At 59.7% G+C, this 19,383-nt stretch carries 21 protein-coding genes and 1 pseudogene; 21 read left to right on the forward strand and 1 reads right to left on the reverse strand.

Going from position 1 to position 19,383, the window contains the following annotated elements:
• Positions 1-2: 2 nt before the first annotated feature.
• Positions 3-644: a YqaA family protein gene (locus RM533_RS10005; protein WP_311341096.1), complete on the reverse strand. Its 642-nt coding sequence runs from the start codon at positions 642-644 to the stop codon at positions 3-5.
• 226 nt (positions 645-870) lie between these two features.
• Between RM533_RS10005 and RM533_RS10010 the strand changes: the two genes are divergently transcribed.
• The 21 genes and pseudogenes from RM533_RS10010 (at position 871) to RM533_RS10110 (ending at position 19,200) form a co-directional block, all read left to right on the forward strand.
• Positions 871-1,371, forward strand: a complete 501-nt coding sequence (locus tag RM533_RS10010; RefSeq protein ID WP_311341097.1) for a hypothetical protein — start codon at positions 871-873, stop codon at positions 1,369-1,371.
• Complete coding sequence (locus RM533_RS10015; RefSeq protein WP_311341098.1) at positions 1,368-2,696, forward strand: DNA-packaging protein; 1,329 nt, start codon at positions 1,368-1,370, stop codon at positions 2,694-2,696. Before RM533_RS10010 ends, RM533_RS10015 begins: the two co-directional genes overlap by 4 nt.
• A 9-nt stretch (positions 2,697-2,705) precedes the next feature.
• Positions 2,706-3,875 carry a phage portal protein gene (locus RM533_RS10020; RefSeq protein WP_311341099.1) on the forward strand — a complete coding sequence of 390 codons (1,170 nt, stop codon included), beginning with the start codon at positions 2,706-2,708 and terminating at the stop codon, positions 3,873-3,875.
• Positions 3,872-4,180 (forward strand): DUF6127 family protein, encoded by a 309-nt coding sequence (locus RM533_RS10025; protein WP_311341100.1) that lies wholly within the window; start codon positions 3,872-3,874, stop codon positions 4,178-4,180. The genes RM533_RS10020 and RM533_RS10025 overlap by 4 nt, the downstream gene beginning before the upstream one ends.
• Complete coding sequence (locus RM533_RS10030) at positions 4,177-4,635, forward strand: HK97 family phage prohead protease (protein ID WP_311341101.1); 459 nt, start codon at positions 4,177-4,179, stop codon at positions 4,633-4,635. The genes RM533_RS10025 and RM533_RS10030 overlap by 4 nt, the downstream gene beginning before the upstream one ends.
• Positions 4,636-4,740: 105 nt before the next feature.
• Complete coding sequence (locus tag RM533_RS10035; RefSeq protein WP_311341102.1) at positions 4,741-5,880, forward strand: phage major capsid protein; 1,140 nt, start codon at positions 4,741-4,743, stop codon at positions 5,878-5,880.
• Between the two features lie 120 nt (positions 5,881-6,000).
• A complete protein-coding gene (locus RM533_RS10040) occupies positions 6,001-6,564 on the forward strand; it encodes a head-tail connector protein (protein ID WP_311341103.1) in 564 nt (187 codons plus the stop codon).
• A complete protein-coding gene (locus RM533_RS10045) occupies positions 6,561-6,737 on the forward strand; it encodes a hypothetical protein (RefSeq protein ID WP_311341104.1) in 177 nt (58 codons plus the stop codon). The genes RM533_RS10040 and RM533_RS10045 overlap by 4 nt, the downstream gene beginning before the upstream one ends.
• A gap of 4 nt (positions 6,738-6,741) precedes the next feature.
• A complete protein-coding gene (locus tag RM533_RS10050; protein ID WP_311341105.1) occupies positions 6,742-7,131 on the forward strand; it encodes a DUF3168 domain-containing protein in 390 nt (129 codons plus the stop codon).
• A 24-nt stretch (positions 7,132-7,155) separates the two neighbouring features.
• Entirely contained in the window at positions 7,156-7,569 is a 414-nt protein-coding gene (locus tag RM533_RS10055) for a phage major tail protein, TP901-1 family (protein ID WP_311341106.1), read from the forward strand.
• Positions 7,566-7,892: a gene transfer agent family protein gene (locus tag RM533_RS10060; RefSeq protein WP_311341107.1), complete on the forward strand. Its 327-nt coding sequence runs from the start codon at positions 7,566-7,568 to the stop codon at positions 7,890-7,892. The genes RM533_RS10055 and RM533_RS10060 overlap by 4 nt, the downstream gene beginning before the upstream one ends.
• A complete protein-coding gene (locus tag RM533_RS10065) occupies positions 7,892-8,101 on the forward strand; it encodes a phage tail assembly chaperone (RefSeq protein WP_311341108.1) in 210 nt (69 codons plus the stop codon). The genes RM533_RS10060 and RM533_RS10065 overlap by 1 nt, the downstream gene beginning before the upstream one ends.
• Entirely contained in the window at positions 8,094-8,660 is a 567-nt protein-coding gene (locus RM533_RS10070) for a tail tape measure protein (RefSeq protein ID WP_311341109.1), read from the forward strand. The genes RM533_RS10065 and RM533_RS10070 overlap by 8 nt, the downstream gene beginning before the upstream one ends.
• Positions 8,661-8,683: 23 nt before the next feature.
• A complete protein-coding gene (locus RM533_RS10075; RefSeq protein ID WP_311341110.1) occupies positions 8,684-11,020 on the forward strand; it encodes a DUF2460 domain-containing protein in 2,337 nt (778 codons plus the stop codon).
• Positions 11,017-11,841: a DUF2163 domain-containing protein gene (locus RM533_RS10080; protein ID WP_311341111.1), complete on the forward strand. Its 825-nt coding sequence runs from the start codon at positions 11,017-11,019 to the stop codon at positions 11,839-11,841. The genes RM533_RS10075 and RM533_RS10080 overlap by 4 nt, the downstream gene beginning before the upstream one ends.
• A complete protein-coding gene (locus tag RM533_RS10085; protein WP_311341112.1) occupies positions 11,838-12,257 on the forward strand; it encodes an NlpC/P60 family protein in 420 nt (139 codons plus the stop codon). Before RM533_RS10080 ends, RM533_RS10085 begins: the two co-directional genes overlap by 4 nt.
• Before the next feature lie 2 nt (positions 12,258-12,259).
• Positions 12,260-14,446 (forward strand): GTA baseplate fiber-binding domain-containing protein, encoded by a 2,187-nt coding sequence (locus RM533_RS10090; protein ID WP_311341113.1) that lies wholly within the window; start codon positions 12,260-12,262, stop codon positions 14,444-14,446.
• An 18-nt stretch (positions 14,447-14,464) separates the two neighbouring features.
• Positions 14,465-14,920: a DUF2793 domain-containing protein gene (locus RM533_RS10095; RefSeq protein WP_311341114.1), complete on the forward strand. Its 456-nt coding sequence runs from the start codon at positions 14,465-14,467 to the stop codon at positions 14,918-14,920.
• Positions 14,921-15,118: 198 nt separating this feature from the next.
• Positions 15,119-16,261 (forward strand): OmpA family protein, encoded by a 1,143-nt coding sequence (locus tag RM533_RS10100; protein WP_311341115.1) that lies wholly within the window; start codon positions 15,119-15,121, stop codon positions 16,259-16,261.
• Positions 16,262-16,669: 408 nt separating this feature from the next.
• On the forward strand, positions 16,670-16,918 hold the full coding sequence (locus tag RM533_RS10105; protein ID WP_311341116.1) for a hypothetical protein: 249 nt from the start codon (positions 16,670-16,672) through the stop codon (positions 16,916-16,918).
• 982 nt (positions 16,919-17,900) lie between these two features.
• Positions 17,901-19,200, forward strand: a pseudogene (locus tag RM533_RS10110) (IS701 family transposase).
• Positions 19,201-19,383 lie beyond the last annotated feature (183 nt).

The raw sequence follows: 19,383 nt of genomic DNA on the forward strand, positions 1-19,383 counted from the left end.
CGTCAGCTGACAGGAGCGGCAAGTGTTGCGGCGGCGCATGCATCGTCAGGCGCGGTCTCGCCACTGCCGATGAGGGAGAGCGCGAGGAAGCCGCCTACCAGCAGTACCGTGAAGACAGCGGTCACGGCACCAAGATATTTGTCAATGAACAGCTTGATGCGTGCGCCGAAGATGCGGAACAGCACGCCGACGCTCATGAAAATGAGCGCCCGTCCGGCGATGCTCGCAAGGATGAATGGCACCAGCGCCATGTGGATGAAGCCGGCAGTGATGGTGAGAAGCTTGAATGGCACAGGCGTGGTGCCGGCAAGGATGATGATCTCCACATCGTATGTGCGCAGGTAACATGCGGCGATGGGAAAATCGTCAGCAAGGCCAATGGCGGCGAGCAGCGCCTTGCCGACGGTTTCGTAGAGAAAGAAGCCGATTGCATAGCCGATGAGTGCGCCCACCACCGAAGCAATGGTGGTGATGATGGCAAAACGAATCGCCTTGTCCGGGCGAGCAAGGCACATGAGGCCGAGCAGCGGGTGTGGCGGAATTGGAAAGAAGCTCGATTCCATGCAGGAAATGGCTGCCAGCCAGCGTTCGGAATGGGGATGCTCCGCCTTGGCGACAGTCCAGTCATATAGTTTTCGCAGCACGCCGAAGCCATTCGCACAAGTTACAGGAGCGTTCTGTTAGGCCGAAGCTGATCCCTCTGACAGCGAAAATCTCATCAGATATAACCATAGAGGTTAAATTAGATTGACATTGTCACGCTGATTGGTTAGAGAAACGGAACATCGCGATAATGTGTAACGAGCCGGCAGCTTTTAGCGCCGCGAACCGGATCCGATGCAGCCGATCATAACAGGATGGGAGTGAACCATGGCGAAAGGCAAGGCGCCTGCGTCCAAGGGCGGGAACGATGATTGGCGGGAGCGCTTCCTCGATGCTTTGTCACGCACGTCGAATGTCGCGGCTTCTGCCAGAGCGGCAAAGATGGACGTAAGCACGGTTTACAAGGCGCGGCAGAGCGAAAGCGAATTTGCCCGCAGATGGTTCGCCGCCTTGTGTGATGGTTATGATGCGATGGAGATGGACCTCTTGCACAGGCTGCGCGCTGGAACGGTTGAAAGTTCCGAAGCCAAGCGCAAGCGCAAATATGACAATGCGAGTGCCATGCGGCTCCTGGTCGCGCATCGCACCACGGTCGGCAAGATCCGGGCCATGCGCGATCAGGAAGATGAACAGGCAGCACTCGATTCCATCAACGCGAAGCTAGATATGATGCGGGACAGGATGCAGGCAGCTAACCGCCTGCAGGACGTTGCGGGAGCGAAAGACGAAGAACAAAACAGCAACAAAGATCGATCGGACGATGCATGAGCATCGTCGCACGGCTGAACTGGCTGCTCTCGCTGGAGGCAGAGGAAAGAGCGGTTGTCCTGTCGCTGTTGACGCAAGCCGAGCAGCAGGAGTTGCGCTGGCATTGGGAGTTGTGGGCGCGGCCCGAGCAGCTGGCGCCGCAATGCGACTGGCGGGTGTGGCTGATCTGTGCAGGCCGCGGGTTTGGCAAGACCCGTGCAGGCGCCGAATGGGTGCGGACGGTCGTTCGCCGCAACCCTGAGGCACGCATAGCGCTTGTCGGATCGTCCCTGACTGAAACGCGGGCTGTCATGGTGGAGGGGGAAAGCGGTATTCTGTCCATTTCGCCGCCGCATCGTCGGCCGGTTTTCGAACCATCGCTGCGCCGCCTTACCTGGCCGACAGGGGCGCAGGCGTTTCTGTATTCCGCTGCTGAGCCTGAAAGCCTGCGCGGACCGCAGCACAGCCATGCATGGTGTGACGAAATTGCCAAGTGGGACATGTCGAGCGGGCGGGCGAGTGCGGCCTGGGACAATCTGGCATTTGGCCTGCGCCTTGGGGAATGTCCGCAGGTGCTGGCGACGACCACGCCGCGTGCCGTGCCGCTGTTGAAGCGGCTCCTGTCCGCAGAAAAGATCGGTGATACCGTGGTCACCCGCGGAACAAGTTACGACAATGCAGGCAATCTGCCGGCCCGGTTTCTGAGCGATATTCGTGCCGCCTTCGGACGCAGCGCCTTGGGACGGCAGGAGCTTGACGGCGAGATGTTGGAGGATGTCGAGGGGGCGTTGTGGAGCCGCGATGTGCTGGAGCGTTGCCGGGAGCCGGCGGGGCGTGCGCTGACGCGCATCGTTGTCGGCGTCGATCCACCGGCAAGTGCCAAGGGCGATGCGTGCGGCATCGTGGTGGTCGGGCTGGGCGATGATGGGATTGCACGCGTGCTTGCCGATTGTTCGGTAACCAAGCCAAGCCCCGAACGCTGGGCCAGGGCTGCGGCGGGTGCGGCGCGGCTGTGGAATGCCGATCGGATCGTCGCCGAAGCAAACCAGGGCGGCGCGATGGTCGAAAGCGTCATGCGGGCCGCCGATGTTTCGCTGCCGATCCGGCTGGTGCACGCCAGCAGAGGCAAGGTTGCCCGTGCCGAGCCAATTGCTGCGCTCTATGAAGCTGGCAGGGTACGCCACCAGGGACATTTTGCCGAGCTTGAAGATGAAATGTGCGCGCTGGGTGCAGGTGGACAATATCACGGGCCGGGCCGTTCGCCCGACCGTGCCGATGCGCTGGTATGGGCATTGACCGAACTGATGCTGGGCACCGGCGGGCGTCCGCGGATCTGGGTGCAATAGGAGCCTTTTATGTCATTTTTGCAGACGTTGGGGGCCGCTTTCAAGGCGGCGCCCGCGGCGCGTCCTCCGTTGGCGCCGCCTTTTGCCTCCCCCTGGCTTTTTGCCGATAGCGAGACAGGGTCAGCACCATATGAATATACAGGGTCGGTGCAACGCGCCTTCATTGAAAATCCGGTGGCGCAGCGGGCTGTGCGGATGGTCGCTGAAGGAGTGGCGAGTGCGCCGCTGATGTCCATGGATCCCCAATTGGCAAAGCTGGTCAATGCGACGAGCGCGGGGCAATCACTGCTGGAAACGCTGGCCGCTCAGGTACTTTTGCATGGCAATGGCTACATTCAGATCATCAAGGATGCGCAAGGCCGTCCCTGCGAGCTTTTCGCGCTGCGCCCGGAGCGGATCAGCGTGCTGCCAGGGCCGGATGGCTGGCCGCAGGCCTATCGCTACCGGGTGGGCGAAAGTCTGGTGAACCTGCCGGTCGAGGATGAGGCGCAATATCCAAATCTTGTCCATGTGAAGACCTTTCATCCTGGTGATGATCATTATGGTGCCGGCAGCCTGTCAGCGGCCGATCAGTCGGTGGCCATTCACAATGCGGCATCGCGCTGGAACCGGATGTTGCTCGAAAACGCGGCGCGTCCATCGGGAGCGATGGTTTATGATGCAGGCGACGGCAGCACGTTGACTGCCGAGCAGTTCGACCGGTTGAAGGCCGAGCTAGCCTCTGCTTTTCAAGGCAGCGGCAATGCAGGCCGACCCATGCTGCTTGAAGGCGGGTTGAAGTGGCAAAGCCTGTCGATGTCGCCGGCCGATATGGATTTTGCCACATTGAAGTCGGCAGCGGCACGGGACATTGCGCTGGCTTTTGGAGTACCGCCGATGTTGCTGGGACTGCCGGGAGACAACACCTATTCCAATTATCGCGAGGCCAATCGTGCATTGTGGCGGCTGACACTGCTGCCACTGGCGGCAAAGATTCTCGACGCTTTGGGTGAGGCGCTTGCTGCCTGGTGGCCTGATGTTGCGCTGCGCGTAGATCTGGATCAGGTGCCGGCGCTTGCCGAGGATCGCGAGAAACTGTGGTCTCTGGTTAGCGGGGCGGATTTCCTGACGAATGCCGAGAAGCGCAGCATGCTGGGACTGAGCCCGCCCGCCGCAGTAACCGGAGGAGAACGGCCATGACGCGCGAGGACATGCTGGCCCGACTGATTGCGCAGGCCAAGGAGACAGGTGGCGACCTGGTCACCTTGCGGGCGGTGGTCGAGGAGGCAAGCGAGCTTGGCGCCGGACGTGTGCTGAGCCGGATGGGACTGGATGATGCGACTGCGCATGGCGACCTTGCCGAATTGCGCGAATTGCTGCGCGCGTGGCGCGATGCCAAGCGCAGCGCTTGGAAGGCGGTCATCGACTGGACCGTGCGCGCGATGTTGGCTTTCCTGCTGTTCGCGATTGCCCTGCGCTTCGGCGCAGGGGAGATCCTGAAATGAGCCGGATTGATCACCACAGGAGCGTGGCACATCATGCCGGCTTGCGTTTTGCGGGTTATGCCGCGCTATTCGATAAAGTGGATGCCGGGCGCGATCTTATCAAAAAAGGTGCCTTCCTGCGCAGTCTTGCCGAGTTGCGTATGTCAGATCAGCGTCTTGCGTTGCTGTGGCAGCACCGGTGCGATCAGCGCGTCGGCTGGATTGAGCGCATCTGTGAGGATGAGCGCGGCTTGCGCGTGATTGGCTGCATTGACCATGCGGCAAGCCGCGCTGCGCGTCTGGTAAAGACAGGCGGGTTGAGCGGTCTTTCATTCGGATACCGGGCGCGGCACGCTGACATGGCAGTGCTCGGTGATGGGCGGCAAGGGCGTGCGCTGCACTGCGTCGATCTGTTTGAGGTCAGCCTCGTTTCGCGACCGATGCAGCATGGTTCGCGTATTCACTGCGTTTCATAAGTTCAAGCTCCTGCCGTGTGGCAGGCGATCATTCCGCCATAATCTTTGTGGCGTTTCAAAGGCTGCCTCCGGCGGCCTTTTTCATGTGCGAAAGGGTATTGCCTGATGACTATGGAATACAAGACGGAAAACCTCGATGCGTCCTTCGACATCGTTGCCCGTCAAGATGCCGCAGACGAGGCAATTGTCGGCCTGCGTACCGATGTGGACGAGGTCAGGGCGCGACTGGAAAAGGTCAGCCGGGCAGCTTCGCGTCCTGTCATCGATGGAGGTCAGCCTGACCGCACGGCAGAGGTGAAGGGGTTTGTCGATGGCTATCTGCGCAGCGGCCGTGACGCAGAGCTGAAAAGCATTTCTGGTGCGGTTGCCCGCGACGGTGGCTATGCCGTGCCGCGCGAGGTCGATGCGATGATCGCCCGCACCCTCGTCGAGATCAGCCCCATCCGCAGCATCGCCCAGGTGGTGCAGACAGGCACGTCGGGATATCGCAAGCTGGTCACATCAGGCGGCACCGCATCGGGCTGGGTCAGCGAAACGGCAGCCCGGCCGGAGACTGCCACGCCTGCGTTCCACGAGATCGCGCCGCCCACTGGCGAATTGTTCGCCAACCCGGCCGCGAGCCAGGCAATGCTGGATGATGCGGGATTCGATCTGGAAAGCTGGCTTGCTGCCGAAATCGCTTCGGAGTTTGCGCGTGCCGAAGGAGAGGCTTTTGTCCATGGCTCTGGCGTCGATCAGCCGGCTGGTTTCCTGACGGCGACGCTATCTGCCCTTGGCGACGGGGTGCGCGCTTTTGGCTCCCTCCAATATGTCGGATCAGGCGACGGGATTGGCTTCGACGCTGAACCGGAGGCACGGTTGATCGATTTGGTGCATACTTTGAAGGCTTCGCATCGCCAGGGCGCAAGCTGGGTGATGAACTCTGCGACCATGGCGAGCGTGCGCAAGCTCAAGACGACCGACGGAGCGTTCCTGTGGCAGCCGGGCATGGTCGAAGGTCAGCCTGATCGTCTGCTTGGCTATCCCATTGTCGAAGCGGAGGACATGCCGGATATTGCCGCAGGCGAGTGCCCGATCGCGTTCGGAAACTTTCGTGCAGGATATCTGATCGCCGAGCGCTCCGCGACCGCAATCCTGCGCGATCCGTTCACGCACAAGCCGTTCGTGCATTTCTACGCAACGAAGCGGATCGGCGGACAGGTGCTGGATTCCGATGCGATCAAGCTGCTTCGCATCGAGGCGTAAGCAATCTGCCTAGGGCAAGGCGTCAACCCCTTGCGTCATGCCTACTGTCGGCCCGTGGCTGCGAGCGATCGCAAGCGCGGGCTGGCAGGTCCAACCCACTCGACTTGAAAGGCTGCCCTCATGAAGCGCGCCATCATTGCGCCTATGGCGTTGCCGGCTGCGGCTCTTGCCGAGCTTAAGCAATGGCTTGGCATCAATACCATGCGCGAAGATGCGCTGCTGTTCCAATTGCTGGTTGCTGCACTCGATATCTGTGAAGGGTATACTGGTGTCAGCCTGATCGAGCGGGATTTCGAAGAAATGCATGCGGCGCGCGCGCCGTTCAGTCCAGGTGGCTGGCAGGAGGTTTCCACGCGGCCTGTTCAACAGGTCGTCTCTGTCACTGGCGTTCATGGCGATGGCACACGCGAAGTCCTGGCTCAATCTGCATTCCGCAGCGAAATCGATGCAAATGGTGTGGGTCGCTTTCGCATCACGGAGGCCGGCGGCGCTACGCGGGTGAGCGTGCGTTACCGGGCGGGCATGGTTACCGACTGGGCCAGCCTTCCCGAAGCATTGCGCCATGGGATCGTCCGGCTGGCAGCACACCACCATCGCTCCCGCGATGCGGCCGATGCCTCTGTGGCGCCTCCGCTTGCGGTAACGGCGCTGTGGCAGCCGTGGCGACGGATGCGGCTGACATGATCAGTGCAGGCAGCCGCTTTGACTGGGCAGCGCTGGCGCGCGCGGCGGCGCAGCGGGTCGCGCGACAAGCGAGGCCTGTAGCGCATGCAAGCCGCGATTTCAGGGACGATCCGTGCCGGTGGCGGCAGGCGGAATGGCTGTGGCCGCAGTTCACGTCTGACAGAAAGGATTGACAGCATGGAGATCGCCCTTCGCGCCCTCGTCTTGCGAGCGCTTGCCGATGACCCGGTACTGTCTGCCGAGCTTAACAGCATTACCGAAGAAGCTCCGGCAAGAGCAAGCCTGCCCTGGCTTGCCCTTGTTGCCAGCGCGAGCGTCGACTGGAGCCACAAAACCGGAGAAGGGCGCGAGATCCGCCTTGCCATCGAATTGCAGTGCCGCGGAGATGATCCTGCAACGGCGTCAGGCCTGGTGCGCAGGATCGAAGAGGTGATCGCGGGTCTGGCGAAAAACCAACCTGACTTCACCATAGCCTCTGTCCTTTTCTTGCGTGCCCGCACGCAGCAGCGGCTGCCCGCCACGCGTGCGGTCCTGATCGAACATCGTTTCCGCCTGTTGGCGGCCTGAAATCACCTTTGATGGAGAATCCAGATGACAGCCCAGAAGGGAAGTGCATTCCTGCTCAAGATCGGGAACAGCGAAAATCCGCCCAATTTTGAAACTGTCGCGGGGCTGCGAACAACGCAGATGTCAATTTCAGGTGATGCGGTGGTCATCACCAACAAGGCATCGGGAGGCTGGCGTGAACTGCTGTCGGGCGCCGGAGTTCGCCAGGTTTCCGTGAGCGCAGCCGGCATCTTCCTGGGATCGGATGGAGAAGCCGCGATCCGCGAAAACGCGCTTACCGGCCGGATCGACGACTACGAGCTGAGCTTCGAGGGCGGGGAGCGCATGCGCGGACGATTCTTGGTGCAGCGGCTCGATTATGCAGGCGATTTCAATGGCGAGCGCAATTATACAGTGGCGCTTGAAAGTTCCGGCCCCGTCTATCCGGTAACTGCATGACGGGCGGCGGCGATGCAGCGGCCAATCCGCTGCGCGGCGAAAGCTTCTTGATGATCGGCGGGAGGGAGCGGCGGCTGCGGCCGACTTTTGCCGCGCTTGTTGCTGCAGAAGAAGATCTCGGCTCGCTGTTCGAGCTGGTGGAGCGTGCCGGTGACGGCAAGCTGAGGCTGAGCGAGATGTCTGCCCTGTTCTGGCACTGCCTGGCTGACCGGTCCGGGATTGGTCGGGAGGATGTTGGTGCAGCTGTGGTGGAGCAGGGTCTGGCAGCGTCCGCCCCGGCGTTGCGCTCCATTCTGAAGCAGGTCCTGCAAGGTCTGCACTGATGGACTCTCCAGAAAAGCGGTTCGGGACTGTTGCACGGCAATTGTCCGGGCATTGCGCCTTGCTGCTGGGATGGCGGCCGCCGGAGTTCTGGGAGGCGACGCCTGCCGAACTGGCAAGCGTGCTTGAGGCTGTCGAAACGCGCAGCGGCACCTCCGCAACGTTTGACAGAGCAAAGTTGGAACAGCTGATGGAGCAGGAAGATGGATGATGATCTTGATGCGATGATGATCGACGTGCGCGCCAACACACAAGGGTTTGCCGCAGATATTGCAAAGATGCGCAGCCAGTTCGACACTACATTGATCGATGGTTTTTCCCGCTCGGGCGATGTGCTGGAGCGCAGCCTGTCGGGTGCGTTGCGCAACGGCAAGCTTGGCTTTGACGATCTGAAGCGGGCAGCCATCAATGTCCTTGATGATATTGCCGGCCGTGCGATGCAGGCAGGTATGGCGCAGATGGGCGGTGCAGGCGGTGGCCTGCTCTCTGCAGGAACCAGCCTGTTGAGCTCGATCCTCGGTCTCCCCGGGCGGGCCACGGGCGGCAATGTAGCTCCCAATGCGGCATATCTGGTGGGAGAGCGTGGCCCCGAAGTGTTCGTGCCGACAGCAGCTGGACGAATTGAGCAAGGAGCCTCGATGGCACAGCCGCGCGATGTGCGGGTATCCATCCACCTTACCACACCACCCGGCGGTACTGCCGCTCAGAACCTGCAACGTTCAAGCCGCCAAGTGGCCAGCGCGGTTCGCCGGGCGCTCACCGCAGATTGATGTGATCGAAGGACTGTCCTGATATGGCTTACTGGCTTGCAAAGACCCGCAACGGGCAGGAACGCGATTATATTCAGCGCTTCGATCCGCGGTTCTGGACCGTGAACTTCCCCCGGCCGATGATGGCAGCTGTCACGACTGCGGCTCATGACGCGTTGCGCGTTGATTGCGTATTTTACCGGCAACAAGATCTGGCCGGTCTGATCTGGGATAGCGAGGATACACTTGACCATCCGCTTGCCGCCTACACCACCAGCAGGGATTATCGTCATTCGACGTTGAGCTTTCGCTGGCGCTCTGAAGGCATCATGCCGCTTGACGTGCCAAACGGACCGACGCTGACCATCGAAGGTCGGGATCGCAGTGGCAATGCGCGGACGTGGTTCGTACGTCTTTGGAATTATGCGCAAGGTTTGCCCGAAGATGCGGTCGTCACGCTGCCGTTTTCCGAGCTTCGTGCCGGCTTCATTCTGCCTGATGAAGCCGATGCCGTTTTTGCGGGCGATATCGATCGAATGTTCATCTCGCTTGTTTCAGCTGCCTACGATCCTGAAGGTGGCGATCTGCCTGTGCCTGCCGAAGGGTGGGCGCAGATGGATTCGATCCGCGTGGACGGCGCAGGTGCAGTCATGGAGGTAGGCGATGTGATCCTGCCGCCTCATGGGATCGGCATGTGCACTGCTTTTGATGATAGCGGGACCCAGACACCGGCGCGGCTGCTGCGCAACATACGTGCATTGGGCTACCGCGGTGAGATTGTCCATTATCTAGGCATGAGCCATTATTTCACGCTGCAAAGAGAAGGGGCTGGAGTTTTTCTGGTCGATGATCGCGCGCCTGCCTTCAACGTCGCTGCGCAGGCATGGCACCGGTCGTTCTTTGAAGAATGTGTTCGGCTTGGCTTCGAACCGATAGCTTCTCTTTCTTATGAATTGCTGGCGCAGCATTGCCCGCCTGCATGGCAGCAACGTGATGCAAGCGGCAATCCTGCACAAACCGGGTGGGATCCACCTTCAAGCCTGCTTTCACCTGCCAACACTGCGGCCATGGCTTATTTGCAAAAGGTGGGTCGCGAAGTGGTGGCAATGCTGCAGGCTGCCGGTGCCCCAGTGCGTTTTCAGATTGGTGAACCATGGTGGTGGGTTTTCGGCGATGGGCGCATCTGTATATATGACGAGGCTGCGCGCGCAGAATTTGGCGGTGATCCGCTTGTCATTGAAACATTGGCCGCACCGTTAGATGCAGCACGCAAGGCGCTGCTGGACAAGGCAGGTGCGATGTTGGCGCGCTCCACCGCTGAGTTGACTGCCGCTGTTCGAACGGCGGCTGGCAGCGGAGGAGCGGATGTAAGGCTGCTGGCTTTCCTTCCGACCGTTCTGGACCCTGTAATGCCGGAGGCTCTGCGTGCCAACCTGCCGGTCGGCTGGGCAAGTCCTGCCTTTGATCGGCTGCAGATCGAAGATTACGATTGGCTCACCGCCGGGCGCCAGAACCTGCGTCGCGTGGCTTATGCGCTGGTCGACGAACGATTGGGGTATCCCATAGAAGAGCAAGACTACCTTGCCGGTTTTGTGCTGCGGCAGGAGGATGCTTCTGTGCAATGGCAATTTATCGATGCTGGGCTGGACGAGGCGCGCGAGCGAGGTGTGCCGCGTTGCTTCGTCTGGGCGTCACCACAGGTAGTTCGTGACGGTTATGTCCGGCTGCCATCAATGCGTCGCGAGGATGATATGCAAGCTTTTGATGATATAGCTTATCCGCTCGGCCTAGGGCGCGGTTCAGCCGTCATGCCAGAATTTTCTACCAATGTGGTCGTGACGGCATCGGGACATGAGCATCGCAACGCCCTCTGGTCAGATGCAAGGCTGCGGTTCGATGTAGGGCCAGGTGTGCGGTCAGAAGCCGAGTTGGGCATTCTGATCGAGTTTTTCCGTGCCCGACGCGGCGCTGCACGGGCGTTCCGCCTTCGCGATTCTTACGATTGCAGTTCAAGGCAAATGACTGGCGAGCCAACTGCCTTTGACCAGCTGATTGGCACTGGCGATGGCTCGAGAAGCGCCTTTGCCCTTTTGAAGCGGTACGGCTCCGGTGGCGATCCGCAGGAGCGTCGCATCACACGGCCAGATCCGGAAACTATCCTGATCAGTGTTGATGGCGTGGCTACGCGAGACTGGGTGCTCGGTCCTTTGGGTACAATTAATTTCGACACTGCGCCTGCATTCGGTGCGGCGGTGCGGGCGGGGTTTCTGTTTGATGTGCCGGTCCGCTTTGCCGAAGACCGGATTGACATCAACGGCGCGGTGTTCGCCGCAGGAGAAGCACCAAGCATCCCGCTTCTCGAGGTGAGGGAAATGTCATGAACAGGCACTGGTTTGCAGGGGAGCTTGAAACCGTGGCAAGTTTCTGGCGGCTCTATCGTCGGGATGGAATTACGTTCGGCTTTACGTCGCATGATCGTGATCTTGTCTTCGACGACATTCGACATCGCGCATCGCCCGGACTGGTCCATTCCGCGGTACGCCTGACCAGCGGACTTGAGCCAGACAGTGCCGAGGCTCACGGAGCCTTTACCCACGAAGCGATCACGTCGGATGATATCGCGCAGGGTTGCTATGACAGCGCCACGGTGGAGATGGGGCTGGTCGACTGGCGAAACATGGAACACAAGACGCTGTTCGGTGGGTCGATTGGCGCAGTCAATCACGATGAATTTGAGTTCACGGCCGAGCTGGAATCTGCAAAGTCTGTTCTTCGCAAGGAGCCTGTGCCCCGGACAAGCCCATCGTGTCGTGCCCTGTTTTGCGGGCCCGGCTGCAATCTGCCCGCGCCGCGTTTCACCCACGAGGTGTTCATCGGCGCAGTGGATCCGCAGACGCAGGAGATTTCCCTGTCTGGTGATGCCCTCGACCCGATGCTGCTGCTGGAAGGGACGCTTCGGTGGATCGATGGTCCGGCAGCTGGCAGTTCCCACCGGATTGTCGCGATCAACGATGGCAAGCTTGTGCTTGATCCTGTGCTGCGCACAAGGCCGAATGCCGGGACCCGTGCAATAGCGCGCGAAGGATGCGACCATCGCGTGCAGACCTGTGCCGACAGGTTTGGCAATGTGGCCAATTTTCGGGGCGAGCCATTCCTGCCAGGCAATGACAGCATAAGCCGATATCCGGTCAGCGAAGCATGATCGGCCAGCGCATGGCACAGGCAGCAGAAAGTCTTGTCGGCACGCCCTTTCGGCTTTGTGGCCGTGATCCTGCCACTGGATTGGACTGTGTCGGCCTGATTGGCGCGGCAGCGGCGCGTGCGGGCCGGCCGCTCGACCTGCCTGTAAGCTACAGCTTGCGAAATCTGAACGTCGATCGCCTGCTGGAGCATGCACGTGGGAGCGGCCTGGTCAGACTTGATGGCGAAGCGCGACGAGTGGGTGACATCCTGTTGTTCCGGCTGGGGCCAGTTCAGCTTCATCTGGCGCTGTTTGCCGGACCAAATTGCTACATCCATGCTCACGCAGGCTTGCGGCGTGTGGTCAAGAGCGAGGCCGAGCAGGGGTGGCATACCGAACGCCACTGGCGGCTCACGATCTCCCAAGAAGGACGATAGCAATGGCAACTCTGGTTCTTACCGCCGTGGGCACGGCCTTGGGCGGGCCACTCGGCGGCGCGATCGGCGCGCTTGCCGGCAGGTCGATCGACGGTGCGATCATCGGATCCAACACGCGTGAAGGCCCAAGATTAAACGATCTTCGCGTCACAACATCAAGTTACGGCAGCCCGGTTGCCAGGCATTTCGGCAAGGTGCGGTCGGCAGGGAGCGTGATCTGGGCAACCGAGCTTATCGAGCGCAAGGAGAAGGTCGGTGGAGGCAAGGGGCGCGGCAGTGTTGCAGCCTATTCCTATACGGCTTCGTTCGCAGTTGCTTTGAGCAGCCGGCCGATAAGCAGCATCGGACGGATCTGGGCTGATGGCAATCTTTTGCGCGGCAGGGCAGGGGATCTGAAGGTTGGTGGTGTCTTGCGAACCTATCTGGGCGAGGAAGACCAGCAGGTCGATCCCTTGATTGCCGCGGATGTGGGATTGGATCGCTGCCCGGCATTTCGCGGCCTTGCTTACGTCGTCTTCGAAGATCTGCAGCTTGCCGAATTCGGGAACAGACTGCCGGCATTGACCTTCGAGATCATCGCCGATGAACTGCAAGTTGCCCTGACCGACGTGCTTTCCGAGACTGCGGGGGCCATCGATCGGCCTCTGGCCGGGCTGACAGGCTTCAGCCATTCTGACGGGAGTTACCTGGATGCTCTTGCCATGCTTGATCCAGTCTTTCCGGTAAGCTGCAGCGTCACGGGATCTGTCCTGAAGATCAAGGATGCCACGCCGGCATCCGCCGCTGCGGCTCCTCTGCCTGCGCCACTGGAGGGTTGGGACAGCGATGGAGGGCTCAAGAAAGGCTTTTCCCGGCAGCGAACCGCACAGCATAAGGCAGCACAGGTCAGCTTGCGCTATTATGATTACGATCGTGATTATCAGCCGGGACTGCAACGCAGCACAGCGTCGTTCAACAGCGACCCTGTAACGCTTGAGCTGCCCGCAACACTGCTGTCAGATGATGCTCGCAAGCTGGCTGACAAGGCTGCAGTGCGTTTGTCAGCACAAAAGGGCAGAGTACTTTATCGCGTCGCGAGCATGGATCCGAACATCGAGGCAGGATCGTTCGTGCAGGTGCCTGGCGATCCCGCGCTATGGCAGGTCATGGCATTCGAGTGGGGAAGCAGCGGTGTCGAACTGGAACTGCAGGCAGTCAGTGGCATTCTGTCGCAAGGAGCCGTTCCTGCAGGTGACTCAGGCGCCATAAATGAGGCTCCCGACCAGCTTGGAGGACCAACCCAGCTTGTCGTGTTCGAACTGCCTTGGGATGGAGTTGGGTCACCAGACGTCGCAAATATGTATGCAGCTACGTCATCAGGTGCCAGCGGCTGGACCGGCGCTACGCTTTTCGTAAGCCGCGACGGCGCAGGTCTCGAGCCAATCGGTGCTGCGAGGCGCGAGCGGGCTATCATAGGTACCGTTCAGGAAGTGCTGGCGCCAGCCTCTTGCCACGTTATTGATCGCGAAACGCAGATCGTCGTGCAGCTGTGCGCAGATGATCTCGGTCTGGTCGGCGCCGATTTGATGTCTTTGTCGCAAGGCGCCAATCGCGCTTTGATAGGCGATGAGCTGATCCAGTTTGGCTCCGCCGAAGCGCTGGGTGCTGGTCGCTGGCGTTTGTCATTGCTGTTGCGAGGTCGGGGGGGGACGGAAGCTGCAATAAGCAGCCATAGGGGTCATGAGCCGTTCGTCCTTCTGGACGGGCGTCTTACTCGCCTTACACCGGAGAAGGTATTCAACCCTACCGCAGATGCAATTTACGCGTCGAGCATTGCCGATGCACAACCCATCTCGGCATCTGTTGCGCTGATCGGGGCGTCCTTGCGGCCGCTGAGCCCGGTTGCGGCAAAGGCTTTTCGCCGTGTTGATAATGGGGTGGACGTAAAATGGACCCGGCGCGCACGCGGTGCCTGGGCATGGCTGAACGATGTGGAAACGCCTTTGCCCGAGAATCTGGAGCGATACGAGGTACGGCTTGTCAGTGGCGAGCGGCTGGCAGGCAAATGGGATGTGGATCAACCCTTCCTGCATCTTTCCGCTCAGGAATTGTCCACTGCGCTGAGCGGAGCAAGGTCTGGCAACTTTCTGATCCGGCAGGTTGGCCGGGTTTCGGTCTCGCTGCCGGCGAGTGTCCGCTATTCCATTTGATCAATAAGGAGTTTGACCATGAACCCTCCGCAGTTTGCAGATACCACCGCGCGGTTTGGCCTTCCATTTCTGTTTGCTGCACAAGCGCAAAAAGAGTTCTTCGTGAACGAGGCGTTTGCGCGTGCAGATGCCATCATCCATTGTGCTGTCGAAGGCGGAGCAATAACTGCTCCTGCTGTTCCGGCGGACGGACAAAGCTGGCTTGTCATGGAAGCCGCAGAAGGTGTGTTCGCGGGGCGGGAGGGCGAGATTGCCTGCCGCCAGAATGGTCAGTGGATCTTTGTAGAGCCCGTGGTCGGCATGCGTGTGTTTGACAAGGAGCTCGGCAGGGACAGGCGGTACGTGGACGGTTGGCAGGTTGCAGCCGACATTACAGCGCCAGCAGGCGGCACACAGGTGGATGCCCAAGCACGCGAGGCCATAGAACAGATTCTCAGTGCGCTTGCTGCTGCCGGCGTGATTTCGACCTCGTGACAGGAACCAACCCACGCTGATAGCATTACTGCAGGAACGTGAGGGTAAAATGCGCCGTCCGCCAATTGTCTATGGGTGGCTAAGTGATGCTGAAATGCAACGCTCAATACATCTTACTTGCTTGCGTGGATATCTAACAATCGGTAGAAGCCGGGCCGTGGCCTCTATCAATAATTGTAAAATCAAGGGGAAACGCTGATGCGTAAACTGGTAATTGGGTTGGCTATGGCTTCGACAGCCATTGCTTCGCCCGCTCTTGCCCGGGATGGTGCCTGGTACATCGAACTCGATGGCGGTGCCATGATTGTAGAAGATACGGACTTTGACGTTCGTAACATTGATGATGATGACGTGAACATCGGCACTGCTAGTGCTGATTTCGACTATGGTGGCGACTTCGGCGGTATTGTCGGGTATGATTTCGGAGCGTTCCGCCTCGAGGTCGAAGGATCGTACAAGAAGGCAGATATGGACGAGCTGACTTCGACGGGCGTTGTGCCCGGCGGGTCGAATGGTAACATCGTTCCGGACGGTGTCTACCAAGTTGATGGCTCGGCTGAAGTGCTTTCGTTCATGGCCAATGCCATGGTAGACTTCGGTGCCGATGACGGGCTTCAGGGCTTTGTCGGTGGTGGCGCCGGTGTTGGCCGCCTCAAGGTTGATGCAAATGTTGACCTGAGTGGCCCAGGATTTCTGGACGATTCCGATACGCGGTTTGCATGGCAGGCGATTGCCGGCGTTCGCGCACCGCTATCACGTACGGTCGATGTGGGTTTGAAGTACCGCTACTTCAATCTTGATGGCGCAGACTTCGTCGATGGTCTTGGCCGTAATGCAGGTGGGGATTTCACTTCCCATTCGCTGCTTGGCACTCTGAGCTTCAACTTTGGAGCGGATGCTGCACCGCCACCGCCACCGCCACCGCCACCGCCACCGCCACCACCGCCGCCAGTGGCGCCACCGCCTCCGCCGCCACCTTCCGTTGCTGAGTGCAACACTGGGCCGTACATCGTGTTCTTCGATTGGGATTCTTCGCAGATTACTCCCGAAGCGGCGACTGTGCTCGATAGTGCAATCAGTGCATACGGCAGCTGCAATCGCGTTCCGATCATGCTTGCAGGTTACACGGACCGCTCCGGTTCGGTGCAGTACAACCTCGGCCTTTCCGAACGTCGCAACCAGTCGGTGCGTTCGTATTTGTCGGCTCGGAATATTCCATCTACGGCAATCAGTGGCCAAGCATTTGGCGAAGCCAATCCGCGGGTCCCAACTGCCGATGGTGTTCGTGAACTGCAGAACCGTCGGGTGGAAATCACCTATGGTCCGGGTTCGGGCATGTAAATACACGTTCAATAGACAACATGAAAAGGGGCCGGATTTTCTGGCCCCTTTTTTGTGGCAAAAGCGTCAATATTCCGGTTGCAGGCTTGCCTTGAAGGCCTCACACCATATAACAGCCGACTTTATCATCATCTGCTGTCGTAAAGACGCCGCCTGCTAAGCTATGTTATTCAACTGCAAATCTTTGCACGCGGCAAGCGGTCTGGCTGAGCAGGGCGATCCGGCGAGCCCGTCAGAAGCGCGCGAAGCGGCACGAACCATATTGGCAGGATACTTTCAAATCATTGATCCAATTGTGGGCATAAGCCCACGCTAGAAGTGCCTACTATCTTTCGACGGCGATTGCCTCACCTAGACCACGGCCAACCAGCGGGCACACAAGCAGAACGTTTCGCGACTGAAGGTCAGATGCGTGATCGCAAGCTCGACAAGCTCGTCCGGCTTGATTTGGAGTGCTGGCGTGCGGCTGAAACCGATTGCGACTTAAATCATCAAATGATTAACCGCGATATAGCCTTGATCAGGGCTTGCCTCAACCGAACGGTCGAATGGAAGTTGATCTCATCCAACCCGCTGACGCGGGTGAAGAAGGCCCGGATTGTTGCCATGCTCGAGGTCCGCAACCTCTCGGAGGCGGGGGAGATATGTCTGTGTTAGGAGGTCGGTGCCTATGCGGAACGTTGCCGGGCAAAGCACAATAGCGCCAACAGATTGCGAGACCAGCGCGGCTATGTGATGCCGCCCACGATACGCAACATAGCGTTTATCGACCCACCTGAACCCGATTTTGCTGCTGTCGCTCAATAATGGTTGTTGACGGGGCGAGCTGTTCGACCTGACATGGTCAAATATCGATCTCGACAAGCGTATTCTGACGGTGACTAGCTCAATGGCCGAATGTCAGCGAACCCGGCACATCCGGTTAACCGGCATGCAACCTTGATCCCCTACGCATTTGGCGGATGCCATAGGTGACGACCGATGGGTTGGTTTTCTGTGATGAGGCAGGCGAGCGGTTCGGCTAGGTCAACCTCCTGGCGGGGGTTGCTCAAGGAAGCCGAGATCACCATTTGCCCGTGGCACGACATGCCTTACCACTTTGACTTCCGCTTCGCAGCGGGGATTCGATCTCAACACGATGAGCGAATCGTTGAGCCACTTTGGCTCTGCAATGACGCTGCGCTAAGCGCAGCTTGCACCAGGTTTGGAACTGAAAACTATCGAGGTGCTCGACCGGGTTCCGGCTAGGGCAACGGTGGCGTGAAGGCCTGCCTCGGTAGAGGGGCGTCCGACGAGCTTATGCTGGAATTAGCGTATTAGCTAAATCTGCCGTTTTTCGCATATCGGCAGGCGGGACGACCGCGATCAGGAACGCCATTTGACGCTGCTACTCGCGCCTGTGGCTCAAGGGTTGCGTGAAGACGATTTCGGTAAGTCAATCTCGGACGGGCAAGCTTCGGAGGGATCAAATCCATCGTCAGCAAACGCACGTCAAGGCTCCCCCTCATAATCGGTTAGTGCGCTGCGCGCTGACAGGCGTGTCCGAGCCTAGCACTACTTTGGCAGATCTGTAATTTTAGGGATTTCCAACGCGAGGTTTCGCTGATTCATAGGGAGCCAGCTTTTATGGAGGCTGGTGATGGCAAAGGATTGGCGACGCGATCTTGAGGTTCGGCTTGAACCGTTTGCGTCAGCGCTGCAGCACAAGACGCGGGCCCGGATGTGTCCCGCTTATATAGCTGGCCTGATTGGCCCTGGCGATCGCAAGAGTGTGCAGCCGATGGCGTCACGGACCTTGGAAGCGAGCTATGATCAACTGCACCATTTTGTAGCAAGCGGCCTCTGGAATGAGCAGCCGCTGGAAGTAGCGTTGCTTGCCGAGGCGGACCGGATGGTTGGTGGTAAGGATGCATGGCTAATCATCGATGACACGGCCTTGCCCCAGAAGGGAAAAGCGTTCGGTGGGCGTTGCGCTGCAATATGCCACGGTGCTGGGCAAGAACGCCAACTGCCAGACGCTGGTATCCGTGACACTGGCGTCCCGCGAAGTCCCGGTCATGGCAGGGCTTCGGCTGTTTATGCCCGAGAGTTGGGTCAGCAATCCGGCTCGGCTAGATCGTGCCGGGGTGCCGCAGAACCGCAGGGACTATATCACCAAGCCCGAAATCGCATTGGCCAGGATCGATCGCATCCGCGCCGCCGGGATCCGCTTCGGCTGCGTTTTGGCGGATGCCGGTTATGGCTCTCTGTTTCATTCCGGCAGGGCCTGAGCGAGCGTCGCCTCACCCGGGCGGTGGGTATCCCATACAGGCAGAAGATCTATCCCGCCGATGTGACGATGATTTTTCCTGTCGCCGGACGCGGTCGTCCTTGCAAGAATGCCATACCCTATGTCAAATCAGTATCGGCAAAGGCGATGCTGGAGACGGCAAAGTGGAGCACGGTTGGCTGGCGGCGCGGAACTAAGGGCCCGCTTTGGGCCCGGTTCGCCACCCTGCGGGTGCGTGTCGCCGATGGTCCCGTCCAGCGGATCCTCGACAAAGGCGCACAGCATCTGCCCGGCGAAGAAGTCTGGCTTGTCGGTGAGCATCGCTCAACCGGCGAGCGTAAACATTATCTCTCCAGCCTTCCTGCAGACGCTACCCTGAAAGAGCTCGCCGGAGCGATCAAGGGACGTTGGGTCTGTGAGCAGGCGCACCAGCAATTGAAAGAAGAGCTCGGCCTGGACCATTTTGAAGGACGATCCTCGCGAGGCCTCCACCGACATTGCCTGATGGCTATGATGGCTCTTGCCTTCCTGCAATCCCGCGGTCTCAAGCAGGCCAAAGGGAAAAAAGAACCGCCGGACCACCACCTCAGCCAACCCTGCCTGCAGTGCGACAGGCCATCCTGACAGCGCTGGCACAACCACCGCCGATGCGTTGCCCCCACTGCAATAAAACCACCACAGAAAATCTGCCAAAGTAGTGCTAGGCCATCGGCATCAACGACCGATAGGCGCCGGGCTGGCTGCTCGGTCTCATCATCAAGAGGCGTCCGCAACGCGATCCGCCCTTAATCGGCACGACCTCGAATTGAAGGGGACAACCATTGCGGTTATCGTGGAACCAGGCGGCTCCGAC

Origin of the sequence: Croceicoccus esteveae, from assembly GCF_031846435.1 — a bacterium.
In the GTDB taxonomy this organism is placed as follows: Bacteria; Pseudomonadota; Alphaproteobacteria; order Sphingomonadales; family Sphingomonadaceae; genus Croceicoccus; species Croceicoccus esteveae.

Bases quoted from the DNA above. Each gene is read 5' to 3' on its own strand.
- RM533_RS10100 (WP_311341115.1), top strand. From the start codon at position 15,119: ATGCGTAAACTGGTAATTGGGTTGGCTATGGCTTCGACAGCCATTGCT.
- RM533_RS10080 (WP_311341111.1), top strand. From the start codon at position 11,017: ATGAACAGGCACTGGTTTGCAGGGGAGCTTGAAACCGTGGCAAGTTTC.
- RM533_RS10065 (WP_311341108.1), top strand. From the start codon at position 7,892: ATGGACTCTCCAGAAAAGCGGTTCGGGACTGTTGCACGGCAATTGTCC.
- RM533_RS10055 (WP_311341106.1), top strand. From the start codon at position 7,156: ATGACAGCCCAGAAGGGAAGTGCATTCCTGCTCAAGATCGGGAACAGC.
- RM533_RS10010 (WP_311341097.1), top strand. From the start codon at position 871: ATGGCGAAAGGCAAGGCGCCTGCGTCCAAGGGCGGGAACGATGATTGG.
- RM533_RS10050 (WP_311341105.1), top strand. From the start codon at position 6,742: ATGGAGATCGCCCTTCGCGCCCTCGTCTTGCGAGCGCTTGCCGATGAC.
- RM533_RS10040 (WP_311341103.1), top strand. From the start codon at position 6,001: ATGAAGCGCGCCATCATTGCGCCTATGGCGTTGCCGGCTGCGGCTCTT.
- RM533_RS10045 (WP_311341104.1), top strand. From the start codon at position 6,561: ATGATCAGTGCAGGCAGCCGCTTTGACTGGGCAGCGCTGGCGCGCGCG.
- RM533_RS10095 (WP_311341114.1), top strand. From the start codon at position 14,465: ATGAACCCTCCGCAGTTTGCAGATACCACCGCGCGGTTTGGCCTTCCA.
- RM533_RS10070 (WP_311341109.1), top strand. From the start codon at position 8,094: ATGGATGATGATCTTGATGCGATGATGATCGACGTGCGCGCCAACACA.
- RM533_RS10060 (WP_311341107.1), top strand. From the start codon at position 7,566: ATGACGGGCGGCGGCGATGCAGCGGCCAATCCGCTGCGCGGCGAAAGC.
- RM533_RS10015 (WP_311341098.1), top strand. From the start codon at position 1,368: ATGAGCATCGTCGCACGGCTGAACTGGCTGCTCTCGCTGGAGGCAGAG.
- RM533_RS10105 (WP_311341116.1), top strand. From the start codon at position 16,670: ATGCGTGATCGCAAGCTCGACAAGCTCGTCCGGCTTGATTTGGAGTGC.
- RM533_RS10075 (WP_311341110.1), top strand. From the start codon at position 8,684: ATGGCTTACTGGCTTGCAAAGACCCGCAACGGGCAGGAACGCGATTAT.
- RM533_RS10090 (WP_311341113.1), top strand. From the start codon at position 12,260: ATGGCAACTCTGGTTCTTACCGCCGTGGGCACGGCCTTGGGCGGGCCA.
- RM533_RS10085 (WP_311341112.1), top strand. From the start codon at position 11,838: ATGATCGGCCAGCGCATGGCACAGGCAGCAGAAAGTCTTGTCGGCACG.
- RM533_RS10020 (WP_311341099.1), top strand. From the start codon at position 2,706: ATGTCATTTTTGCAGACGTTGGGGGCCGCTTTCAAGGCGGCGCCCGCG.
- RM533_RS10035 (WP_311341102.1), top strand. From the start codon at position 4,741: ATGACTATGGAATACAAGACGGAAAACCTCGATGCGTCCTTCGACATC.
- RM533_RS10030 (WP_311341101.1), top strand. From the start codon at position 4,177: ATGAGCCGGATTGATCACCACAGGAGCGTGGCACATCATGCCGGCTTG.
- RM533_RS10025 (WP_311341100.1), top strand. From the start codon at position 3,872: ATGACGCGCGAGGACATGCTGGCCCGACTGATTGCGCAGGCCAAGGAG.